At 61.9% G+C, this 18,368-nt stretch carries 18 protein-coding genes; 14 read left to right on the top strand and 4 right to left on the bottom strand.

Translation table 11 applies throughout. The features are described from left to right. Window positions 1–537: 537 nt before the first annotated feature. Window positions 538–3,252 carry a magnesium-translocating P-type ATPase gene (mgtA, locus tag ACF8FB_RS21920; RefSeq protein WP_049586286.1) on the top strand — a complete coding sequence of 905 codons (2,715 nt, stop codon included), beginning with the start codon at window positions 538–540 and terminating at the stop codon, window positions 3,250–3,252. A 21-nt stretch (window positions 3,253–3,273) separates the two neighbouring features. Next, window positions 3,274–3,651 carry a DUF2493 domain-containing protein gene (locus ACF8FB_RS21925; RefSeq protein WP_020192194.1) on the top strand — a complete coding sequence of 126 codons (378 nt, stop codon included), beginning with the start codon at window positions 3,274–3,276 and terminating at the stop codon, window positions 3,649–3,651. Between the two features lie 106 nt (window positions 3,652–3,757). On the opposite strand, the gene ACF8FB_RS21930 is transcribed toward ACF8FB_RS21925, so the two are convergent. The 3 genes from ACF8FB_RS21930 to ACF8FB_RS21940 form a co-directional block, all read right to left on the bottom strand. Beyond that, window positions 3,758–4,984: an MFS transporter gene (locus tag ACF8FB_RS21930; protein ID WP_010953567.1), complete on the bottom strand. Its 1,227-nt coding sequence runs from the start codon at window positions 4,982–4,984 to the stop codon at window positions 3,758–3,760. A gap of 292 nt (window positions 4,985–5,276) precedes the next feature. Beyond that, entirely contained in the window at window positions 5,277–6,152 is an 876-nt protein-coding gene (locus tag ACF8FB_RS21935; protein WP_049586330.1) for a universal stress protein, read from the bottom strand. Window positions 6,153–6,435: 283 nt separating this feature from the next. After that, window positions 6,436–7,377, bottom strand: coding sequence for a LysR family transcriptional regulator (locus tag ACF8FB_RS21940; RefSeq protein WP_010953569.1), 942 nt, complete (start codon window positions 7,375–7,377; stop codon window positions 6,436–6,438). 142 nt (window positions 7,378–7,519) lie between these two features. Here ACF8FB_RS21940 and ACF8FB_RS21945 point away from each other — a divergent pair, with 142 nt between their 5' ends. From ACF8FB_RS21945 to ACF8FB_RS21955, 3 genes are all read left to right on the top strand, one after another. Continuing rightward, window positions 7,520–8,662: an iron-containing alcohol dehydrogenase gene (locus tag ACF8FB_RS21945; RefSeq protein ID WP_392511967.1), complete on the top strand. Its 1,143-nt coding sequence runs from the start codon at window positions 7,520–7,522 to the stop codon at window positions 8,660–8,662. A 44-nt stretch (window positions 8,663–8,706) separates the two neighbouring features. Further along, window positions 8,707–10,050, top strand: coding sequence for an MFS transporter (locus ACF8FB_RS21950; RefSeq protein ID WP_010953571.1), 1,344 nt, complete (start codon window positions 8,707–8,709; stop codon window positions 10,048–10,050). Window positions 10,051–10,188: 138 nt separating this feature from the next. Further along, entirely contained in the window at window positions 10,189–10,974 is a 786-nt protein-coding gene (locus tag ACF8FB_RS21955) for a 2-keto-4-pentenoate hydratase (RefSeq protein ID WP_010953572.1), read from the top strand. Here the strand turns inward: ACF8FB_RS21955 and ACF8FB_RS21960 are convergent. After that, window positions 10,964–11,782, bottom strand: a complete 819-nt coding sequence (locus ACF8FB_RS21960) for a helix-turn-helix domain-containing protein (protein ID WP_392511970.1) — start codon at window positions 11,780–11,782, stop codon at window positions 10,964–10,966. The two genes, ACF8FB_RS21955 and ACF8FB_RS21960, sit on opposite strands and share 11 nt — an antisense overlap. Before the next feature lie 106 nt (window positions 11,783–11,888). On the opposite strand from ACF8FB_RS21960, the gene ACF8FB_RS21965 reads away from it, so the two are divergent. The 9 genes from ACF8FB_RS21965 (at window position 11,889) to ACF8FB_RS22005 (ending at window position 18,336) form a co-directional block, all read left to right on the top strand. Further along, window positions 11,889–12,203 (top strand): hypothetical protein, encoded by a 315-nt coding sequence (locus tag ACF8FB_RS21965; RefSeq protein WP_014591401.1) that lies wholly within the window; start codon window positions 11,889–11,891, stop codon window positions 12,201–12,203. Continuing rightward, complete coding sequence (locus ACF8FB_RS21970) at window positions 12,200–12,625, top strand: MAPEG family protein (RefSeq protein ID WP_010953574.1); 426 nt, start codon at window positions 12,200–12,202, stop codon at window positions 12,623–12,625. The genes ACF8FB_RS21965 and ACF8FB_RS21970 overlap by 4 nt, the downstream gene beginning before the upstream one ends. A 71-nt stretch (window positions 12,626–12,696) precedes the next feature. Beyond that, complete coding sequence (locus ACF8FB_RS21975) at window positions 12,697–12,930, top strand: hypothetical protein (RefSeq protein ID WP_010953575.1); 234 nt, start codon at window positions 12,697–12,699, stop codon at window positions 12,928–12,930. A 217-nt stretch (window positions 12,931–13,147) separates the two neighbouring features. Further along, the gene (pstS, locus tag ACF8FB_RS21980; protein ID WP_014591398.1) at window positions 13,148–14,179 is read left to right on the top strand and encodes a phosphate ABC transporter substrate-binding protein PstS; all 1,032 of its coding nucleotides are present in this window, start codon (window positions 13,148–13,150) and stop codon (window positions 14,177–14,179) included. A gap of 70 nt (window positions 14,180–14,249) precedes the next feature. After that, window positions 14,250–15,218 (top strand): phosphate ABC transporter permease subunit PstC, encoded by a 969-nt coding sequence (pstC, locus tag ACF8FB_RS21985; RefSeq protein WP_004574212.1) that lies wholly within the window; start codon window positions 14,250–14,252, stop codon window positions 15,216–15,218. Continuing rightward, the gene (pstA, locus tag ACF8FB_RS21990; protein ID WP_010953577.1) at window positions 15,215–16,108 is read left to right on the top strand and encodes a phosphate ABC transporter permease PstA; all 894 of its coding nucleotides are present in this window, start codon (window positions 15,215–15,217) and stop codon (window positions 16,106–16,108) included. Before pstC ends, pstA begins: the two co-directional genes overlap by 4 nt. 50 nt (window positions 16,109–16,158) lie before the next feature. Further along, window positions 16,159–16,944, top strand: coding sequence for a phosphate ABC transporter ATP-binding protein PstB (gene pstB / locus ACF8FB_RS21995; protein WP_003254117.1), 786 nt, complete (start codon window positions 16,159–16,161; stop codon window positions 16,942–16,944). Window positions 16,945–17,038: 94 nt separating this feature from the next. Continuing rightward, complete coding sequence (locus tag ACF8FB_RS22000; RefSeq protein ID WP_004574211.1) at window positions 17,039–17,737, top strand: hypothetical protein; 699 nt, start codon at window positions 17,039–17,041, stop codon at window positions 17,735–17,737. Further along, window positions 17,737–18,336, top strand: a complete 600-nt coding sequence (locus ACF8FB_RS22005; protein WP_392511974.1) for a hypothetical protein — start codon at window positions 17,737–17,739, stop codon at window positions 18,334–18,336. Before ACF8FB_RS22000 ends, ACF8FB_RS22005 begins: the two co-directional genes overlap by 1 nt. The last annotated feature ends 32 nt before the right edge of the window (window positions 18,337–18,368 follow it).

Raw genomic sequence — 18,368 nt, forward strand, 5'->3', positions numbered from 1 at the left:
ACACCGGTCCCGACACCCTGGTCGGGCAAGCCGCGCCAGAGCCTGATGCTCCGCCGTGACTTGCCGCCGCCGGTGTTGGCCGGTTGGAGGCAAGCTCATGAACCTCACTTCATTCGTTTCACATCGCCAGCCTGCGTGCCTTGCGCCGCGGCAGGCCCGCGCCTGGCCGCGGCGTCTGCACGGCTACCTTGACCACCACCAGCACCCCCCAAGTAGTTGCGGGGTGCTGGCGCGTCTTCATGCACGCTTGAGCCCCCGCACTTCTCACTGAATAAAAGATATTGAACGGTATCTTTGTACTCGAACTTTTCATGTTAAAAGTTCGCGGGATAACTATTTCCCTGTGTTTATGAAAAGGAATCAAACCATGGATTGCGCGAGTAGAAAGTTCGCTGCCGACACAACTTCCGACTCTCGGCAGCGGACAGACAACTGTCGGAAAGAACCAGCATTATTCAGCGACCCGACATGCCTTCGTTCACCGCCTGAGTGAAACGTCTGTGTGTCGTGCCGCCGCAGCGGCAGGAGCACAGCAACATGACTGTCAAATACCGTAACACCTCATCGGCCAAGGCCGAACGCGAGACCCGCCTGTCCACCCGCGCCGCCCGTGAAGCGCGCAATGGCCTGGCGGTCACCCTCGCCAACCTCGATGCCAGCGAACAGGGCTTGACCGAGCACGAAGCCGCCAAGCGCCTGGTGCGCGATGGGGCCAACCAGGTTGCCCACGACCCGCAACCCCACGCCCTGGTGCAACTGCTCAAGGCCCTGAACAACCCGTTCATCTATGTACTGCTGACCCTGGCCGGGATCAGCTTCGTCACCGACTACTGGCTGCCGGTCAGCGCAGGCGAAGCAGACGACGCCGACCTGACCAAGGTCATCATCATCATGACCATGGTCAGCCTCAGCAGCCTGCTGCGATTCTGGCAGGAGTACCGCTCGAACAAGGCTGCCGACGCGCTCAAGGCAATGGTGCGCACTACGGCCACGGTGTTGCGCCGCGAGCAGATCGGGCAAGCCCCGCGCCTGCGCGAAGTGCCCATGGACGAACTGGTGGCCGGCGACATCGTGCAGCTTTCTGCAGGTGACATGATTCCCGCCGATATCCGTCTGCTCGAAGCGCGCGACCTGTTTATCAGCCAGGCCGTGCTCACCGGCGAAGCGTTGCCGGTCGAAAAGTACGACACCTTGGGTAATGTCGCGCAGAAGTCCGCCGCCGAGCATGGCGCACATCAGGACAACCTGCTCGAGTTGCCGAACATCTGCTTCATGGGGACCAATGTGGTCAGTGGCCGCGCCCGCGCCGTGGTGGTCGCCACCGGCCGACGCACCTATTTTGGCTCGCTGGCCAAGGCCATTGCCGGTTCGCGCAGCCAGACCGCTTTTGACCGCGGCGTGAACAGCGTCAGCAGCCTGCTGATCCGCTTCATGCTGGTGATGGTGCCGGTGGTGTTCATGATCAACGGTGTGGTGAAAGGCGACTGGGCTGATGCCTTCCTCTTCGCGCTTGCCGTGGCAGTGGGCCTGACCCCGGAAATGCTGCCGATGATCGTCAGCGCCAACCTGGCCAAGGGCGCCGTGGCCATGGCTCGGCGCAAGGTGGTGGTCAAACGCCTGAATGCCATCCAGAACCTGGGCTCCATGGACGTGCTGTGCACCGACAAGACCGGTACGCTCACCCAGGATCGGATCATCCTCGAGCACCATGTGGGCTTCGACGGTCAAACCGACAAGCACATCCTCGAGCTGGCCTGGCTCAACAGCCATCACCAAAGCGGCATCCGCAACCTGATGGACCAGGCCGTGCTGCATTTCGCCGGCCAGGACCACCAGTTCCAGGCGCCTTACGCCTACGCAAAGGTCGACGAACTGCCGTTCGACTTCATCCGCCGCCGCCTGTCAGTGGTGGTGAAGAATGCCTTGGGCGATCACCTGCTGGTAAGCAAAGGGGCGGTCGAGGAGATGCTCGCCATCGCCACCCATGTGCAGGAAGGCGACAAGGTCGTTGCCCTTGATCCGTGCCGTCGCCAGCAGCTGATGGCCAGGGTCGATGCCTTCAACCAGGACGGCTTCCGCGTGCTGGTGGTTGCCACCCGGCAGATCCCGGCGGACGAAGGCAAGGCCCAGTATCACACCGAAGATGAGCGCGATCTGGTCATCCAGGGCTTGCTGACCTTCCTCGACCCGCCCAAGGAAACGGCCGGCCCGGCCATTGCCGCCTTGCGCGACATGGGCGTGCAGGTCAAGGTACTGACCGGCGACAACCCGGTGGTCACGTCCAAGGTCTGCCGTGAAGTGGGCCTGGCGCCGGGCCAGCCCTTGCTCGGCCAGGACATCGAGGGCATGGACGACACCACCCTGAAGCTTCAGGTGGAGGAGCGCACCGTCTTCGCCAAGCTCACCCCGTTGCAGAAATCACGGGTGCTCAAGGCCCTGCAGGCCAATGGTCACACTGTGGGCTTCCTTGGCGACGGCATCAACGACGCCGCAGCCCTGCGCGATGCTGACGTCGGTATCTCGGTGGACAGCGGCACCGACATCGCCAAGGAATCGGCCGATATCATTTTGCTGGAAAAAAGCCTGATGGTGCTTGAGGAGGGCGTGCTCAAAGGCCGCGAAACTTTCGGCAACATCATGAAGTACCTGTGCATGACTGCCAGTTCCAACTTCGGCAACGTGTTCTCGGTCCTGGTGGCCAGTGCGTTCATTCCGTTCCTGCCGATGCTGGCGATCCACTTGTTGCTGCAGAACCTGATGTATGACTTTTCCCAGCTGTCGCTGCCGTGGGACCGCATGGACAAGGAGTTCCTCAGCAAACCACGCAAATGGGATGCCCGTAACATCGGTCGCTTCATGCTGTGGATAGGCCCTACGTCGTCGATCTTCGACATCACCACCTTCGCCCTGATGTGGTACGTGTTCGCCGCCAACAGCGTAGAAATGCAGGCGCTGTTCCAGTCTGGCTGGTTCATCGAGGGCTTGCTGTCACAGACGCTGGTAGTGCACATGCTGCGCACTCGCAAGGTACCGTTCTTCCAGAGCACCGCTGCATTGCCGGTGGTATTGGCAACGGGGCTGGTCATGGCATTGGGTATCTACATCCCGTTCTCCCCGGTGGGCGCGATGGTTGGCCTGGTGCCGCTGCCGTGGGAGTACTTCCCTTGGCTGGTCGCCACCCTGCTGGGCTACTGCGTGGTCGCCCAGGCCATGAAGACCCTCTATATCCGCCGTTTCGGCCAGTGGTTCTGAGCGATGCAAGGAGAGCAGACCATGCGAGTACTGATATGTGCAGGGCGCAACTACGCCGACACCCGGCGCTGCCGCCAGGCCCTGGACGACGTCCAGCGCCAGCGGCCGATCCGGGTGTTGATCCACGGTGGCAGCCAGTTTCTTGGTGGGGAAATCGAAAGCTGGGCGCGCGAGCATGGCGCCGATCTGGTGCGTTACCCGCCAAACTGGCAGCTGCACGGCAAGCAGGCCGAACGCTTGCGCAACCTGTTCATGCTCAATGACAGCCGCCCTGACCTGTTGCTTGCCTTGCCCGGTGGCGATGACACCGAGGAGCTGCTGGCCAGGGCCCGTGGCGCCGAACTTCAGGTGGTGTACGCCAGGCAACCACGCCAGCCCGAGCGGGACGATTGCAGCTAATGCAAGCGCCTGGAGCCGTACGGTACCTGTAGGAGCGGGCTTGCCCGCGAAGCAGGCGCCTCGGCTTCACGGCTTCAAGCTTTGTGCAGCCGTCCTGGGCGGCTGCTCAGCCTGGCTGCGCCGCCAGATCGTTGCTGACGTTGCGCCCCAGCACCAGCACGGTGACAAAGCCACAGCCCACCAGCGCCGTGGCCAGGCTCAGCAGTACCGCCGTGCCCATATGGTCCACGACTTGCCCGCCGAAGAACGAGCCCACGGCAATGATCACCTGGAACATGGCCACGAACAGCGGCATGCCACGTTCGACATCTTTGGGCGCCACGACAAACATCCAGATATTGGCGCAAGCCGGGAACGCACCGAAGGCAAAGCCCCATAGTGCGATCAGCATGGCGGCACCCGTCATGCCGGTGGCGAAGTGCGGGAACAGGGCGGTGCTGACTGCGATCATGAGCGCGACCAGCATCAGGGTATGCCGCACGCTGCGGTTGGCAGCAAAGCCGGCGAAGATGTTGCCCATGAAGCCGGCCACGCCATACAGCAGCAACAATGAACCGATCGTAGGCCCGTCAAAGCCGGCATTCTGTTTGAAGAACGGTGCGACATAGGTGTACGCAGCAAAGTGCGCCAGGCCGATCAGCAACACGGCGATCAAACCGACCCGTGCTTGCGGGTTGATGAACAACGCTGGCAGGTCGCGGATGCGGATGGCCTTTTCCGGCATCAGCCGCGGCAGCAGGAACACCTGTGCCAGCAGCACCGGTACGCCTACCAGTGCAGTGACCAGGAACGTCATGCGCCAGCCCATCAGGCCACTCAGCCAGGTGCCGACAGGCACGCCCACTACCGTCGCCAGGGTTACGCCCGCCATGATGATGGAGTTGGCTTTGGCTACGCCCATTCCGTCAGGTGCCAGGCGACCGCTGAGGGCGATGGCTGTCGCCCAGAAGCCGCCAATACTGATACCCAGTAGCACACGGCCGACCAACAGCAGGTTGAAGTCACCGGCATAGGCCACGATGGCGTTGGCGATGATCATGATCAGCGTCAGGCCGATCAGCAGGTAGCGCCGGTCCAGCGCGCCGACGCCTACGGAAATCAACGGGGCGGCTAACGCAGCCATGATGCCGGGAAGGGTCACCATCAGGCCGGCAAGGCCTGCACTGATGCCCAGGTCGCTGGCCACATCGTTGAGTACCCCCACCGGGAGGAATTCACTGGTGACCAGGGCGAAAGCGCCCACGGCCACCGAGAGGATTGCCAGCCATTGCTGGGTCACGCTCTGTTGGCTGTGTTCGGGAAGGCCGCGAGGGGCCTGGCTGTTGCTTGGCATGGGTTAGGTTCCATGAGGGATTTCGCCTGTAGCAGGCGCAGGAGCGGGGGGATTTGCAGGGGATTGTAGAGGCGGCCGTGCCCAACCGACAGGCAGGCCGCTCGATAGTAATCATCAGCGCAATCGATGAAACGCCTTGTGTAGAGCCGCTGCTCTCAGCAATGACGCCCCACTCGCGAATGCAGTGGGCTGGAGGGGCTCTTCCCAAGCCCGCACGTCAGCAGGCAAGGCCAGCCACGGTGGCATGACCCGGATAGGCGCAGCAGGCGGCAGTGCAGAACGTTCATGCAGCCTAAGGTGTTACCAGCACATCACACTGCGATTCGTTCAGTACATGCTTGGTGACGCTGCCCACCAGCAGTTCCTCCAGCGCGCTTGCCCCCTGCTTGCCGACAACGATCAGGTCGCACTCCAGCTCCTGTTCCTGCTCGGCAATGCGCCAGCCAGGGTCACCGTGCACCAGGATCTGCCGTGCATCGGCCAGGCCGGCAGCCTCACTCAGCGCCGCGAGCTGTACCTGTGCATCCTTGCGGATGACATTGCGGTAGTGGGTGAGGGTATCGTGGTCGAGATGGGCGAAGCGCACGCTGGCTTCGAACGGGGCTTCGTACGCATGCAGCAGAATGATCTCTGCTTGCGGGGCAATGGCCTTGGCCAATTCGATCGTGCGCAGTGAAACGGACGAAAAATCGACTGGCACCAGCACGGTGCGGTAGGCATCACGAGGGGCCGGCTTGACCACCAGCAAAGGGCAGGGCATGCGGTTGAGCAGTTTCTGCACGGTCGAACCCAGCAGCAGGCGCCGCGCTACGCTCTGGCCCCTGGCCCCACACACCAGCAGGTCGCTGTGCTTGTCCTGCACCACCCGGTTGATCTCCGTGATCACCGAGCCGCTGGCGACCTGCACGCCAGCGGAGATACCGTAACGCTGGAACAGCAGCGCTGCCAGTGCGTGGGTTTTCTCGCCTGCGCTATCCAGTACGCGTTTCAACAGATCGTCATCAGGCGTCACCAACTGTTTGAGGCGCTCGAAGGGTGCCGGGTTGGCAACGTAGAGCAGGTCCAGCGAGGCCTGTTGCGCATCGCTCAGGTAGGCCGCGCGCTCAGCGGCGTTGCGAGCATGTGGGGAAAGGTCGGTGGCAACCAGTATGTGTTTCAGCGGGTTCATGTGGGGCTCCTTGGTCAAGGCGCGCACAGCGATCAAGCGGTAAACCTTGCGCACTGTGCACCTGGCGGTACTTGAGTCATTCCTTGCGTGCAGCCATCGTCGCGCGAACCCGGCGCGAGGGCTTGATTTGGGTCAATGGCGTGCAGGTGTAGCGGCAGGTCATGCCTGCCAACAGCACTGCCGGTGTAGCTGCAAGGCTGATTACCCAGGGCTGGCGGGCTGCCTCATTACCGTCTTGACGCCTTTCAGCCCGGATTTCCCAGTGGCCTGCCATGAAACCGCATTAACTGTCGCAGCGCTGTCGGCCCTGCAACAGCAGCAGTTCGGTGAGCGTGTCCATGGCCGGTGTTGCCTGGCTGCCTTTACGGGTCACCAACTCGTAGGGGTCGCTGACCGAGCCCATGCTCAAGGGCAGTATGCTGACCTGTTGATTCATCGCACATTGCCGGGCCACGTCGATCGACACCAGCGCAACGAAGTCAGGACGGTTTTGCAACAGCGACAAGGTCGCCAGGATCGAAGTGGTTTCAACCAGGTGCAGCGGGAAGCGCAGCCCGGCATCGTGAAATTCGCGCTCCAGTTGCACGCGCATGGGCATGTTGGCCCGGTAGACGATCCAGCGGCTCTCGGCCAGGTCGGCAAGGCTCAGGCTTGGCGCATGCTTGAGCGGGTGGTCGATGTTGGCGATGACCGCCAGTGTCTCATCCTGGACAAAGGTGCTGGCGAACAGCTGCGGCGTATTGCTGACACTGGTGCGGCACAGGGCGATGTCCAGGCGGCCGCTCTCGATCTGGGTCAGCAGCGACTGGCTGGTGTCTTCGATGATTTCGAACGACATCTGTGGCTGGATGCTGGCCAGCTGTGACACTGCCTTCATCAGCAACGGCACCGCCCCCATGATCGCCCCCACTGCCAGCCGGCCGCCGACCCCACGCAGGATTGCATCCAGATCGTGCCGCAGGTTGGCGATATCGGTCTGCAACAGGCGTGCGTAGCGGATGGCGCAGTGCCCGGCGGCCGTGGGCTCCAGGCCTCGGTTGGTGCGGTTGAACAGCACGGTGCCGAAGGTGGTTTCGATTTCCTGCAAGGCCTTGCTGGCACCAGGCTGGGTAAGCCCGACGCTGCTTGCTGCACCGAGCAGCGAGCGGTGCTCGTCCAACTCGATCAACAAGCGCAGGTGGCGGGCGTGCAGGCGGGACATGATCGAATTGAGCGATGGGGTCATCTGGTATTCGTCCTGGTTATACCGATATGGATTGTTCTCAATACCATGGCCAGCCGCGCATTCCTATACTGGCGCTGCACAGTGTCGCATCCAGTGCGGCTGAAACGCCCAGAACAATAAAGCCAGGAGCCTGCCAAGCCTTATGTCCCTGATCAACTACATCACCCAGATCCAATTCGATATCGGTACCATCGCATGCCTGCCTGCCGAATGTGAGCGCATTGGTATAACCAGGCCTTTGATCGTGACCGACCGTGGCGTGCGTGCCGCCGGTATCGTCGATACGGCGTTGAACACCTTCGGCAGCGACACCACACAACTGCCGATCTACGACGGTACGCCACCCAACCCCAACGAGCATGCCGTGCGTGAGGCCGTGGCCATGTTCAAGGCAAATGGCTGTGATGGCATCATCGCCATTGGCGGTGGCTCGGCGATCGACCTGGCCAAGGGGGTGGCCGTGTGTGCCCGGCACGACGGCCCGTTGAAGAGCTTTGCGGTGATCGAGGGCGGCCTGGCCCGGATCACCCCGGCAACCGCGCCGGTGATTGCGGTGCCGACCACGGCCGGCACGGGGAGCGAGGTCGGGCGCGGTGCCATCCTGATACTCGATGACGGGCGCAAGGTGGGGGTGATCTCGCCCCATGTGGTGCCCAAGGCCGCCATCTGTGACCCGTCATTGACCCTCGGGCTGCCGGCACAACTCACGGCTGCCACCGGCATGGACGCGATTGCCCACTGCCTGGAAACCTTCATGGCACCTGCGTTCAACCCGCCTGCCGACGGCATTGCCCTGGACGGCCTGTGGAGGGCCTGGCGCTTCATCGAACGAGCCACCCGCGCGCCGGGCAACCTGGACGGGCGCATCAACATGATGAGCGCATCGCTGCAAGGTGCGCTGGCCTTCCAGAAAGGCCTGGGCTGCGTGCACAGCCTTAGCCACGCGCTGGGCGGGATCAACCCGCGCCTGCACCACGGCACCCTCAATGCGATCTTCCTGCCTGCCGTCATCCGCTTCAACCGCACGGCCGAAACGGTGGTGAATGAACACAAGATGCAACGCATCGCCCAGGCGATGGGGCTGGCCGATGACAGCCAGATCGAAGATGCCATTCGCCACATGACCCGTACGCTGGGCCTGCCGACCGGCCTTGGCGAACTGGATGTCAACCCGGACCTGTTCCCGCGCATCGTCCAGGGTGCGTTGGCCGATCACAGCCACCGCACCAACCCGCGTGAGGCATCTGCCGAGGACTACCAGTGGCTGCTTGAAGCGTCGATGTAAGCCGTTACCTGCTGTTCAACCAATAACAACAAAAGTGAACGCCCATGAATACCAAATATGCGCAACCCGGGCTTGCCCGCGAACCTGAAGCGGTCGCCAGTTCGAACCCGTTCAGAAAGTACCAGGTCATCACCGTCAGCCTGTTGCTGGTGATCGGCATCATCAACTACGTCGACCGCAGTGCGCTGTCGATTGCCAATACCTCCATCCAGCGCGACATGGGCATCACGCCGTCACAGATGGGCATTCTGCTGTCGGCGTTTTCCCTGGCGTATGCCTTTTCGCAACTGCCCTTGGGCATGATCATCGACCGCCTGGGCAGCAAGATTTCGCTGGGGGCGGCCCTGCTGGGCTGGTCGGTGGCACAGACGGCTTCGGGCCTGATCAACAGTTTTTCTGCATTCATCGGGCTCAGGGTGGTGCTGGGAATTGGCGAGGCGCCGATGTTCCCGTCGGCGGCCAAGGCGCTGGCGGAGTGGTTCGAGGCCGAGAAGCGGGGGACGCCGACCGGCATCGTGCTGTCATCGACCTGCATCGGGCCGTGTCTGGCGCCGCCGTTGCTGACGCTGCTGATGGTCACCTGGGGCTGGCGCGGCATGTTCATCGTCACCGGAGTGTTCGGCATTCTGGTTGCCGCCTGCTGGTTCGCTTTCTACAAAAGCAAGGCGCGGTACCTGGCCGAACTGCCTGCCGAGGCGCGTGAGCAGCTGCTGGCGGCCCAAGCGCATAAACAGGCGGTACCAAGCGCCAGGCCCAGTGTGCAGGCACAACTGGCGGCGTGGGCCGAACTGTTCCGCCACAAGAGCACCTGGGGCGCAGTACTGGGCTTCATGGGGGTGATCTACATGCTGTGGCTGCACCTGACCTGGCTGCCGGGCTACTTCGAACGCGAGCATGGCTTGAGCCTGTACCAGACCGCCTGGGTGGTTTCGCTGGCCTATGTGTTCGGCGCGTTGGGCACCATTGTCGCGGGCCGCATCTGCGACCGCCTGGTGAAGCAAGGTGCCAGTGTGCTGGGTAGCCGCAAGCGGGTTGTCGTGACTGCGTTGCTCGCGGCGGCTGCATTCACCGTTCCCCTGTCGTTCGGTAGCGGCTTCCTGCTCAGTGTGGCGCTGCTGTGTTGCGCGCTGTTCAGCGTGAACATGGCCAGCTCTACCGCATGGATGATCGCCAACACCGTGGTCGATAGCCAGCGCGTGGCCTCGTTTGGCTCGATCCAGAACTTCGGCGGCTACCTGGCAGGCTCTGTGGCGCCCATCGTGACCGGGTTCAGCATTCAGCAGACCGGGTCCTTCGCTTCGGCATTCCTGATCAGTGCCGCCGTGGCCGCGGTTGCTGCGATGGCTTATGTGTTGCTGTTGAAGCAGCCGGTTTCCACTGATCGCTGAGCATGCACCTGCAGGCGGATTTCATCAGGCAGTTAAATAACAATTTGTGATGATTTGCATCATGACAATATATTTATCCTTATCAATGTCAGGCCCTAGCATCTGTTGTCCGCCATCGCCTATTTCAATGAGGTCTTGATGAACCGTTCGCTCTTCGTACACCAACGCACTGCAGCCTTGCTACTGCAACACTGGCGCAGCGGTGACCTGCTGACAGAACTGCCCGCCAGCCTCAAGCCCGAGACGTTGAAACAAGGCTATGACAGCCAGGACCAGTTGTTTGCCGCTGCCGCAGGCCAGCGCGCCGGGTGGAAGCTGGGCGTCGGCAGCCCGGCAGGCATGCGTGCCGGCAAGTTGTCGCGGCCCTTGATTGGCCAACTGGAAGCGGGGCGTTGCCATGCCGATGGCGCACATATCCAGCTGCCAGCGGTTACGCCGGTGACCATCGAATGCGAAATTGCCTTCGTGCTGGACCGGGATATTCCTCCGCAAGCCGGGCGCGTACCGGTGAGTGAGGATATTCGTGCCACGTGCGTCACCTTTGAAGTGGTGCGTTCGCGCTTTGTCGACCGCAAGGCTGTCGGCTGGCCAAGTTTTGTGGCTGACAACGTCGGGTTTGAAGCATTGGTGGTCGGCAATAGCCTGGGCGCTGGTATAAATGTGCCGTTGCTCGCCGACCTGGCCGAAACCACCGAGGTGCATGTGGATGGCCAACGGCGCGCCGGTGGCTTGTCTGGCGATGCGGCCACCGACCCGCTGGTGTCGCTGGCTCACCTGTACGCGCACGCTGCCGAGCGTGGCCAGACCCTGAAGGCCGGGGATGTCGTGACCACCGGGGCCATGTGCCAGCCGTTCGACTTGCATGAAACAGGCCACCAGGTCAGCGCCAGGTTCCTTGGCCAGACCCTGACGTTTACGCTGTAACGGCCGACCATTGCTCGAACGCTGCCTGCATTCTTTGCCGAGTCTGTGGGTCGGCGGGGATCAGGTGTTCGATGCGCAGTGACTGCACGGTGACATCCTGCGGCATGCCAAAGGTGGTGAACGTGGACAGGAACCGCAGCTCACCATACGGGGTGTTCACGCGGGTCAGCAGCAGAGGGGTGGCTGTCGTCATCTGCCGCGGGCTTGCCGGGGCCGGCAAGTCGCGCAAGCGCGCTGCCAGTGCCGGATTGCCTGCGGCCTCCCTGGAGGCACGTTGCCAGGCTGCAGCGCGGATTTCCGGCGCGTTGGCCAGGTGATCACCCAGGCCACCGGGGCACAGCAGTGTCTGCAGCAGGTTGAGGCCGGTTGCCGGCTGTGCGCTGACACCGGCCATCGCCAGCAGCAGCCCGGTACTGGCGTTGGCGGCGATGACGTCCCAGTGGCTGTCGATGACGATCGCCGGAGCGGGGTTGTTCACCTGCAGAATATGCTCGATGGCAGTATTCACCAAGGCCAGTTCAGGCGCATCGAGCGGCGTGGCGGCGTAGCGGGGTGCGTATCCTGCAGCAACGAACACTTCGTTGCACCGCTCCAGCGGCGTATCCAGGGCCGAGAGGAGGGCATGCAACGTGCCTGGGCTGGCTTTGGCGCGTCCTGTTTCCACACAGCTCAGATGACGCTGCGACAGCCCCGTCAGCAGCGCCAGTTCCAGCTGGCTGAGGTTGGCCTGACGGCGCAGTTCGCGAAGATGCTGGCCCGCTGAGATGTGCGGGGCAGGGGTGCTGCGATGGAACAGATGCTGATTCATGCGTTGCCCTGATCGTCCTTGAGTGCAATGTCCATGACCTCACGGGTCATTGAGTGCAAGCAACCCTATCACTACTGTGCCGGCAAACCCTATCAAGGAGAGCTATATGGGCTTGCGTATCTGCGCGCTGGCAATACTGGTGCTGTTTTCGCTGTATACCGGCTGGACCATGCTGATTGCCGAGCAATCGCTGCTGGCATTCGGGCTGGCACTGCTGGCGCAGGCGGACACGGCCCAGGTGGTCATCGACCTGTACCTGATGGCCGGGCTGGCCGGTTGCTGGATGGTGCGAGACAACCGCATGCGCGGCAGAGCCGGGATCGCGGTGCTGCCTTACCTGCTGCTGACCGTCGTGTTCGTTTCGCTGGGGCCGTTGCTGTACCTGGTGACCAGAGGCGTTGCCGAGGGGCGCCAGCCATGAGCAGTGCCTTGCAGGCCTATGCGCTGTGTGTGGTGGTGCTGTTCCTCAAGACGTTCCTGGTTTCCTGCTATCAGGGCTATCACCGTTTGCGCTTCGTCGCGTTCACCAACCCGGAGGACGCTGCCGTGTTCAGGCGCATCGCCCAGGCCGTAGAACGCCCGCAGGTGATACGTGCTGCCAAGGTATGGGCCAACGACCTGGAGAACATTCCCATGTTCTTTGCCCTCGGCGGGCTGGCTGTTGCGCTGGAAGCCGCCACGCTACCGGTGCTATGGCTGAGTGTGGTGTTCACGGTTGCCAGGGTCCTGCACACGCTGGCCTACCTGCGGGGTTTGCAGCCTTGGAGAACGTTGTTCTATGGCATCGGGGTCATTTGCCTGCTGGGATTCTGCTTACTCATCACCGCGAGAATAGGCGGCTGAACCAAAATATTGCATGAGTCATCTTGATGCTTTCACATAGCAGTACTAATACTTAAGCACTGCCGAAGGGGATGATCATGCAGACACGCTTCGTTGTGGTTCCCGCAGTGCCACTCAAGAAAGAGGCTTATCCTCGGCGGCTTGGCTTTCCTGCCGCACTGGGGGAGGGTTACGACCTCTACGACACCCAGGACAAGATGCGTCTGAGCCTGAACTTTTCCACCCGTGCCCAGGCTGAGTTCGAATGTGCATGCCGCAACCGCTGTGGGGATGCCGGTGATACAGGTCTCGCCGGCATCGGTTGATCGCCTGCAGTGGCCGGGTTCCTGTTTTCGGTGCCGAGTTGCATGGTCTATCGACACCTTCAAGCGTTTGCGTCGAGGCTGGAGCCGTTCCAGGGTTCCGGCTCGGCGCCTGATGGCACAGTCAATAAGCTCTACCGCGCGGCCTGCCATTCAATAGTCACAAAGTTGTAACACAGCTGATGCAAAGTGTGCCGGCCATCACATGGAGCACATTTTGATGAAACGCCTGATGAAGTCTGCTGCACTCGCCGTTGCCGTTTCCCTTTGCGCCACCTCGGCAGCCTTTGCTGCAGAAAACGTTCGGTTGACCGGTTCGGGCGCCAGCTTCCCTGCACCGATCTACCTGACCTGGTTCAAGGACTTCAGCAAGAACACGGCTGGCGTCACCGTCGATTACCAGTCCAAGGGCAGCGGCGCGGGCGTTCAGGACTTCCTGAACAAGACCGTCGACTTCGCCGCCAGCGACTCGGCCATGAGCGAAGCAGACATTGCCAAGGTTGGCGAAGGCGTGCAATTGCTGCCAATGACCGCCGGTGAAATCGTCCTGGCTTACAACCTGCCGGGCAACCCTAAAGGGCTGAAGCTGCCGCGCGACGTCTACTCCAATATCTTCCTCGGCAAGATCACCCAGTGGAACGACCCGCAAATCGCTGCGGCCAACCCTGACCTGAAGCTGCCTGCCACCCCGATCACCGTGGTCGTGCGTGCCGACTCCAGCGGCACCACTGCCGTCTTCACCAAGCACCTGTCGGCCATCAACGCTGACTTCAAGCAAGGGCTGGGCGAAGGCAACACCGTCAACTGGCCGGCCACCGACAAGTTCATCAAGTCGCCGAAGAACGACGGCGTAACCGCCACCGTCCGCCAGACCCCGGGCGCCATCGGCTACATCGAATACGGCTTCGCCAAGCTGGCCAAGGTCGACTTCGCCATGTTGCAGAACAAGGCTGGCCAATACGTAGTGCCGAATGCCGAGAGCGGTGCCGAAGCACTGGCTGCGGTGAAAATGCCGGAAAATCTGGTGGCCTGGCTGCCTGACCCGGACGGTGCCAAGTCCTACCCGATCACTTCCTATACCTGGATGATTTTCCGCAAGGACAACGGCAACCCGGAAAAAGCCAAGGCCATGCGTGAAATGGTCGAGTACAGCCTGACCAAAGGCCAGACCATCGCCGACTCGATGGGTTACATCCCGCTGCCGCCGTCGGTAGTCGACCAGGTGCGTAAAGCGTCCGCCAACATCCAGTAATACCCAGGCGCTCCCGGTATTGGCATGAAGCCATGCCGGGGGTGTTTGTCCCTTGTCCCGGAACTCGCCAATGAACACTCCTTTTGCCATACCGGATAACCCCGACTCCGCGTGCCAGCCACCGTCTGCGAAAGACTTTCTGGTCGATCGCACCTTCCGTGCGCTTGCGCGCATTGGCGTGGTGCTGGTGCTGGCGCTGGTCTTCGCGCTGGTCTACGAAGTCGGCCGCAAGGCACTGCCTGGGATTGAAAAGCACGGTTTTGACGTGTTGTTCGGCAGCGTCTGGGACGTTAACCAAGGCAAGTACGGTATTCTGCCAGCGATCTGGGGTACGCTTTACAGCGCCTTGATCGCCCTGTTGATCGCCGGTTTCTTCGGCGTCAGCATGGCCATTTTCCTGACCCAGGATTTCCTTCCGGCCAAGCTTGCCGCGGTGTTTCGCACCATCGTCGAGTTGCTCGCCGCCATCCCCAGCGTGGTGTACGGCCTGTGGGGCATCTATGTGGTCATCCCGGCGATTCGTCCGCTGACCGCCTGGCTGAACAGCGAGCTGGGCTGGATCCCGTTTTTCGGCACCTCCCTGAGTGGCCCAGGCCTGCTGCCTGCGGCGCTGGTGCTGGCGATCATGATCCTGCCGACCATCGCGGCGGTTTCCCAGGATGCGCTGACCAGCGTACCTATGAAAACCAAGCAGGCTGCCTACGGCATGGGTACTACCCACTGGGAAGCCATCCTCAAGGTGATGGTGCCCTCGGCGGCTACCGGCATCTTCGGTTCGCTGGTGCTGGGCCTGGGCCGTGCACTCGGTGAAACCATGGCGCTGGCCATGCTGGTCGGCAACGCCAACACCATTTCCCTGTCCTTGTTCGCACCGGCCAACACCCTGGCGGCGCTGCTGGCGCTGAACTTCCCGGAAGCCGGCCCGAACGAGGTCGAAGTGCTGATGTACGCGGCACTGGTACTGATGTTCATCACCCTGCTGGTGAACGTCCTCGGCTCCATGATCATGCTCTACGCCCAGCGTGGTAACAAACAATGACTGACCTGACGACCCCTGTAGCCGCGCTGCCCAGCCTGCAGCGCAAGCTGGAAGGCCGCGCCCTGCGCAGCCTGGTATTGACCACCCTGGCCTGGTTCGCGGCACTGGTGGCCAGCGTGCCGCTGATTTCCGTGCTGTACATGCTGATCACTCGCGGCGGGGCACGCCTTAACCTGGAAGTGTTCACCGAGCTGCCGCCGACTGGCTTCGAGATGGGCGGTGGTTTCGGTAACGCTATGGCCGGTACCTTCGTCATGGTCGGCATTGCCGCCGCCATCGCTGTGCCGGTCGGTATCCTGGCAGCGGTGTTCCTGGCCGAACTCGGCCCCGACAGCAAGCTGGCCAACGCTGCGCGCTTTGCCGCCAAGATGCTCACTGGCCTGCCATCGATCCTGGCCGGGGTGTTTGCCTACGCCTTGGTGGTGATGACCACCGGTACCTACTCGGCACCGGCAGGCGGCGTGGCGCTGGCGGTGCTGATGCTGCCGATCGTGGTGCTGACCGCCGAAGAGTCGATGAAGATGGTGCCCAAGATCATGAAGGACGCCGCCTACGGCATGGGTTGCACCCGTGCCCAGGTGATCTGGAAGATCGTCCTGCCTACCGGCCTGCCGGCCATCCTCACCGGGGTGATGCTGGCTGTGGCCCGCGCGGCTGGCGAAACCGCGCCACTGCTGTTCACCGCATTGTTCAGCAACTACTGGATCTACCACGACGGCGACATGGCGGTGATGAACCCCACAGCCTCGCTTGCGGTACTGATCTACAACTTCTCCGGCATGCCGTTCGACAACCAGCTGGAGCTCGCCTGGGCGGCCTCGCTGGTGCTGGTAATGATCGTGCTGGTCATCAACATTTTGAGCCGAGTCTTCGGCAAGCCCAAGTATTGAGAAAGGGAGCATCCAACTTGAACGTATCCACTGCGCAAAGAGCCGCTCCCATGGTCAGCGAAGCCCCCATCGTCATGGACTGCAAGCTCGACAAGATTTTCTACGGTAACTTCATGGCCGTGCGTGACAGCCATGTGCCGATCAGGAAAAACGAGATCACCGGTTTCATCGGCCCTTCGGGCTGCGGCAAGAGTACCGTGCTGCGTAGCTTGAACCGTATGAATGACCTGGTGAAGGGCTTCCGCTTCGAAGGCCATGTGCACTTTCTTGGGCAGGATGTCTACGGCAAGGGTGTCGACCCTGTTGTAGTGCGCCGCTATATCGGCATGGTGTTCCAGCAGCCCAACCCGTTCTCGATGAGCATCTTCGACAATGTGGCCTTCGGCCTGCGCCTGAACCGCTACAAAGGCGACTTGGGCGATCGCGTGAAGCACGCCTTGCAAGGCGCCGCGTTGTGGGACGAAGTGAAGGACAAACTCAAGGTCAGTGGGCTGTCACTGTCCGGTGGCCAGCAGCAGCGCCTGTGCATCGCCCGTGCCATCGCCACCGAGCCGGAAGTGCTGTTGCTGGACGAGCCCTGCTCGGCACTCGACCCGATTGCCACCCGCCGCGTGGAAGAGCTGATGGTCGAGCTGAAAAAGGACTACACCATCGCCCTGGTGACCCATAACATGCAGCAGGCGATTCGTGTGGCCGACACCACCGCGTTCTTCTCGGTGGATATTTCCCAGGGCACCCGCACCGGCTACCTGGTCGAGATGGGCCCGACCGCGCAGATTTTCCAGAACCCGCGCGAGCAGCTGACCAGCGACTACATCAGCGGCAAGTTCAGCTAAACCATGCAAGCTCAAGGTGGGCGGGTGTTGCAGCCAGGAAGGTTGCAACACCCGGCCGCGTTACCTTCCGTTAAAGTGTTACCCAGGATTACCAATGCGAGCGACGCGTCGTCTTGATCTGTCAGCGGTAGAGCGCGCACTGCGCGAGGTGCAGGGCCGTTTTGCCGAACTCAGCCAGCATTTCACCGAACCGCGGGACCCGTTTACCGACGAGGTGCTGCTGAATGTGGTTGAAGGCTATGCGCTGATTGACGACTATGTCGCTCGCGGTATCGACCTGTTCGACCTGCAACAGCTGAACCTGATGCTGGAAATCAATGCCACCGTGCTATGCGGCAGCGATCCGGCCCGTCGCCTGGAATTCGCCCCGCACCTTGCGGCAACCGAAGCGCACTTTTTCAACAACGTGGAAGGTGGGATCAAGGATTTGTACAACTGGTACTGCGCGTACCGCAGCGATTCCATCTGGAAGCGGGCAGCGGGTGTGTATGTACGGATCCTCAGCAAACCGCAGCTGTTCATCGAAGGCAACAACCGCACGGGTTCGCTTATTGTCAGCTATTTGCTGATGCGTGCCGGGCTGCCGCCATTCGTGCTGTCGCTGGACAACGCCGAGGGTTACTTCAACCCGTCCTCGGTCATACGCAACTCCGCCAAACACGGTGTCAAGGCTTTGTACGAACTCCCCAAGATCAAGAAAAAGTACGCCGCTTTCCTGGAAGCGAAAGCACCTGAGCCCGGCAAGTTCTTCCTGAACGGCACGCCCGTGCCTGCCTGCGAGGGGAGCCGCTGATGCAAGGTTCATCCCTGTTCGCACGAGGGCGGCAAGCCATCGAACGCAAGCTCAAGCGTGGCCAGGTACGCATTTCGTTCGATATCGACGACACGCTGGCCTGCCTGCCCGAACACGCCGCCGTCGAGGACAGCAAGCTGCCAGGTTTCGTCCATCGCTGGCTGGGTGAGCCCCTGCGCAGCGGCACCCGCGAACTGATCCGCGACCTGCGCCGCCAGGGCTGCAGCATCTGGATCTACACCTCCTCGGGGCGTACCCCGGCTTACATCCGCCGGTGGCTGATGCTTTACGGCATTCATGTCGATGGCGTGGTCAACAGCGGTCGGCACCAGCACATCCTGGCCCAGCGCGGGCTGGAAAACTCACCCTCCAAGCTGCCTTCGGCTTTTGATATTGACCTGCACGTGGATGATTCCGAAGGTGTGCGCCTGGAAGGTGTCGACCACGGTTTCCGCGTGGTGGTGGTGTGCCCGAAGGATGAGCACTGGGCGCAGAAGGTAAAGGACGCGGTGGTGGATGTGCAGGCACGGCTGGCCTGGCAGCAACCGCACCGCTATGAGATGCCCGCTTGCCAGCGTTCGCAGGCACTGGCTTCCTGAAGCCAGGAGATTCCGCTCAGACAATGTAACTG

Origin of the sequence: Pseudomonas sp. yb_2, assembly GCF_043103905.1 — a bacterium.
GTDB classification, from domain to species: domain Bacteria; phylum Pseudomonadota; class Gammaproteobacteria; order Pseudomonadales; family Pseudomonadaceae; genus Aquipseudomonas; species Aquipseudomonas alloputida.

Excerpts from the sequence above, each read along its gene's own strand:
- mgtA (WP_049586286.1), top strand. The coding sequence starts at position 538 with ATGACTGTCAAATACCGTAACACCTCATCGGCCAAGGCCGAACGCGAG.
- ACF8FB_RS21925 (WP_020192194.1), top strand. The coding sequence starts at position 3,274 with ATGCGAGTACTGATATGTGCAGGGCGCAACTACGCCGACACCCGGCGC.
- ACF8FB_RS21930 (WP_010953567.1), bottom strand. The coding sequence starts at position 4,984 with ATGCCAAGCAACAGCCAGGCCCCTCGCGGCCTTCCCGAACACAGCCAA.
- ACF8FB_RS21935 (WP_049586330.1), bottom strand. The coding sequence starts at position 6,152 with ATGAACCCGCTGAAACACATACTGGTTGCCACCGACCTTTCCCCACAT.
- ACF8FB_RS21940 (WP_010953569.1), bottom strand. The coding sequence starts at position 7,377 with ATGACCCCATCGCTCAATTCGATCATGTCCCGCCTGCACGCCCGCCAC.
- ACF8FB_RS21945 (WP_392511967.1), top strand. The coding sequence starts at position 7,520 with ATGTCCCTGATCAACTACATCACCCAGATCCAATTCGATATCGGTACC.
- ACF8FB_RS21950 (WP_010953571.1), top strand. The coding sequence starts at position 8,707 with ATGAATACCAAATATGCGCAACCCGGGCTTGCCCGCGAACCTGAAGCG.
- ACF8FB_RS21955 (WP_010953572.1), top strand. The coding sequence starts at position 10,189 with ATGAACCGTTCGCTCTTCGTACACCAACGCACTGCAGCCTTGCTACTG.
- ACF8FB_RS21960 (WP_392511970.1), bottom strand. The coding sequence starts at position 11,782 with ATGAATCAGCATCTGTTCCATCGCAGCACCCCTGCCCCGCACATCTCA.
- ACF8FB_RS21965 (WP_014591401.1), top strand. The coding sequence starts at position 11,889 with ATGGGCTTGCGTATCTGCGCGCTGGCAATACTGGTGCTGTTTTCGCTG.
- ACF8FB_RS21970 (WP_010953574.1), top strand. The coding sequence starts at position 12,200 with ATGAGCAGTGCCTTGCAGGCCTATGCGCTGTGTGTGGTGGTGCTGTTC.
- ACF8FB_RS21975 (WP_010953575.1), top strand. The coding sequence starts at position 12,697 with ATGATCATGCAGACACGCTTCGTTGTGGTTCCCGCAGTGCCACTCAAG.
- pstS (WP_014591398.1), top strand. The coding sequence starts at position 13,148 with ATGAAACGCCTGATGAAGTCTGCTGCACTCGCCGTTGCCGTTTCCCTT.
- pstC (WP_004574212.1), top strand. The coding sequence starts at position 14,250 with ATGAACACTCCTTTTGCCATACCGGATAACCCCGACTCCGCGTGCCAG.
- pstA (WP_010953577.1), top strand. The coding sequence starts at position 15,215 with ATGACTGACCTGACGACCCCTGTAGCCGCGCTGCCCAGCCTGCAGCGC.
- pstB (WP_003254117.1), top strand. The coding sequence starts at position 16,159 with ATGGTCAGCGAAGCCCCCATCGTCATGGACTGCAAGCTCGACAAGATT.
- ACF8FB_RS22000 (WP_004574211.1), top strand. The coding sequence starts at position 17,039 with ATGCGAGCGACGCGTCGTCTTGATCTGTCAGCGGTAGAGCGCGCACTG.
- ACF8FB_RS22005 (WP_392511974.1), top strand. The coding sequence starts at position 17,737 with ATGCAAGGTTCATCCCTGTTCGCACGAGGGCGGCAAGCCATCGAACGC.